We start from the raw sequence: 3,053 nt of genomic DNA on the forward strand, positions 1-3,053 counted from the left end.
CCAAGTCGTCGGCGTGGTCGGCGAGAACGGCGCGGGCAAGTCGACGCTCATGGGCACCCTGTCCGGTGCCGTGCACCGGGACGGCGGCCGGATAACGCTCGACGGCGCTCCGCTCGCCCCCGGTTCGACAGAAGCGGCGCAGCGGCTCGGCGTCGCGATGGTCTCGCAGGAGTTCCCGCTGGTCGGGCAGCTCTCGGTCGCCGAGAACCTGCTGCTCGGACGCCGCCCCGAACAGGCACGCAGCAGGTGGCTGGTCGACCGGCGTGCCCAGCAGGCGCAGGCAGCCGCGATGCTCGCCGACATCGGGCTTTCCGCTGGCCGCATCGGCCTCGATCGCGACGTGCGCTCGCTGCCTGTTCCGACGAGGCAGATGATCGAGATCGCCAAGGCGTGGGGTCGCAAACCGCGCCTGCTCATTCTCGATGAGCCCACCTCGTCACTCGGTCCCGTCGAGGCGGAGATCGTGCTCGGTCTGGCCAGGCAACTCGCCGATCGCGGTGGTGCTGTCCTGTTCATCGGGCATCGACTCGACGAAGTGCGCGAGGTGAGCGATCGGGTCGTTGTGCTGCGCAACGGCCGCCTCGTGGCAGATCTCACACCGAGCGAGGCGTCTGAGGCGCGTCTGATCAGGGAGATGGTGGGCGGTGAACTCGAACACGGCACCCCGAAGGCGCCATCCACGGACGCCCCGGTGTTCCTGCAGCTCGAGGGCCTCACCGCCGACGGTCTCGGCCCGGTCGACCTGGAGATCAAGGCGGGCGAGATCCTCGGCGTCGCCGGGCTCATGGGGTCGGGGCGAAGCAGGCTCATCCACACCATCGCGGGCGCACAGCCCTCGACGGGAGGCAGCATGACGATGGCCGGAGCGCGCCACGCTCCGCGGACCGCGCAAGACGGTGTCGAAGCGGGCATCGCCCTCATCCCGGAGGACCGCAAGGAGCAGTCGCTCGTGCTGTTCGCCTCCATCGCATCGAATGTGACGGTGTCGATTCTTCGTCGGCTGAGCCGCTGGGGGATGCTCGGGCCCCGCGCACAGCACGCAGCCGCAGTCAGGATCGCTCATGACGTCAATGTGCGAATGCAGAGCGTCGACCAGCCGATCGGTTCGTTGTCCGGCGGCAATCAGCAGCGTGCGATCTTCGGCCGGGCGTTTGCGACTGCGCCGAGGCTGCTCTTGCTCGACGAACCGACCCGGGGCGTGGATGTCGGAGCGAAAGCTGAGATCTACGGGCTCATCGACCGGGCGGCCGCCGACGGCATGACGGTGGTCGCAGCATCGTCCGAACTCGAGGAACTGCTGTTGATCAGCCATCGCATCGCCGTGATGAACCGCGGCCGCCTCGTCGCGGTGCTCGACCGGGACGAGGCCACCAAAGAGGCGATCATGACCGCGGCCGCCTCCACCACCATTCCGGCGTCCTCCGCGCCGGAGCAAGCATCCACTTTGCAAGGAGAACCGGCATGACCGCCGCACCCGATCCAACGACAGTCTCGGCACGTCCCGCTAGCACACTCTCCGACCCCGTGGACGCCCCGATCGGGCTTGCGCCGGCGCGGGCAGCTGCGAACCGTCGCGCCAAGCCTTCGCTGCTGCACCGTTTCGCCGCCTCACCCGAGGCGGGCGTCGGCCTCGCGTGCGTCGTCGTCTTCGCGATCATCGCGTTCGCAGCGCCGACCTACGCGACGGCGGGCAACCTCCAGGTGATGGGCCGTGACCTGGCGCAGCTCGGCATCCTTGCCGTGGCCGAGGCGCTCGTCATTCTCACCGGAGGCATCGATCTGTCGGTCGGGGCGCTCGCCGGCCTGGCGGGGATCATCGCCGCAAGCCTCAATGTCACCATGCACCTGCCTGCTGCTGTCGCGATCGTGGTGACCGTCGCGATCTGTGCACTCATCGGCGCATGGCATGGCTTCACCGTGACCCGGTTGAAGGTGCCGCCGTTCGTGATCACGCTCGTGACGTTCACGATCGCACAGGGGCTCTCTCTGGCCATCACCAGCGGCACGCCCATCAACGGCATCGATCCGATGTTCAGCGACATCAGCGGGTATTACGTGCTCGGCGTGCCCGTGCCAGCGCTGTTCTTCATCGCGATCGTGCTCATCGCCTGGTTCGTGCTCGAACGCACCTACGTCGGACGTCAGGTCTATGCCGTGGGGGGCAACCGGGAAGCCGCGCGGCTCGCCGGCATCCCGACCCGCCGGCGCATCTTCTCGATGTACGTCGCAGCCTCTGCGATCTCAGGTGTGGTCGGCATCCTGGTCATCGGGCGCATGAACGTGGCCGATCCTTCGGTCGGTCCGGGCTGGGAACTCACTGCGATCGCTGCGGCGGTTGTCGGTGGTATGTCGCTGACGGGTGGCGAGGGCCGCATCTTCGGCGTCGCGGCCGGCGCCATCCTGCTGGAGCTCATCGCCAACGGTCTGCTCGCGCTGCATGTGAGCCCGTACTTCCAACAGGTCGTGCAGGGTGCAGTCCTCGGCATCGCGATCCTGCTCGACCGGGTGCGCGCCAGATACTTCGGTCGGGGGCGCAGCTAACCGGTGCGCAGGGTGCGCAGCGCACGGACAGTGGCATGATCCGTGCGCTGCGCAATACCCGTAGAGGCGGGCGAACGCGACGCGGACCCTCACTTGCTGCGCGCCACGCCCGGGGTGCACGCCGAATTGCACGCACGGTGACCGGCACGTAGAGTAGACACCTGTCACCCCAAAGGTGCGGAAAGCTCGAAGAGCTTCCGGCCTCAAGCGGGACCGATCCTCAGCCGAAGAGCTACTCCTTTCAGGAGAGAACCACTGGCTGAACGGAACGAACAACTTCCATCGGCGCAATTCGAGTTCGCCTCGAGCAGTGACCCATGGATGATCGGTGAAACAAGCCCTGACAAGTAGGTCGAGAGACTGATGGTCAGGAGTGTCCGATCCTTGAGAACTCAACAGCGTGCACAATGTCATATGCCAATTAACCTCGTCACTGGCATCGGCCTTTTTTGGTTGGTGTTGGTGTTGGGATTCCTTTGGATTAGATATTTTTGAATGTCAGTTTGATATTC

The 3,053-nt window shown here is 66.1% G+C and carries 2 protein-coding genes; both read left to right on the top strand.

Annotation, left to right across the window (positions count from 1 at the left end; genetic code table 11):
* The coding region (locus ACTHNC_RS11375) for a sugar ABC transporter ATP-binding protein (RefSeq protein WP_440294719.1) at positions 1–1,465 on the top strand (1,465 nt) is incomplete at its 5' end.
* Entirely contained in the window at positions 1,462–2,541 is a 1,080-nt protein-coding gene (locus ACTHNC_RS11380; protein ID WP_440294720.1) for an ABC transporter permease, read from the top strand. The genes ACTHNC_RS11375 and ACTHNC_RS11380, both read left to right, overlap by 4 nt.
* The last annotated feature ends 512 nt before the right edge of the window (positions 2,542–3,053 follow it).

Source organism: Humibacter sp., assembly GCF_051954055.1.
Lineage (GTDB): Bacteria > Actinomycetota > Actinomycetes > Actinomycetales > Microbacteriaceae > Humibacter.

Coding starts and splice junctions, on each gene's coding strand:
- ACTHNC_RS11380 (WP_440294720.1), top strand. CDS start 1,462: ATGACCGCCGCACCCGATCCAACGACAGTCTCGGCACGTCCCGCTAGC.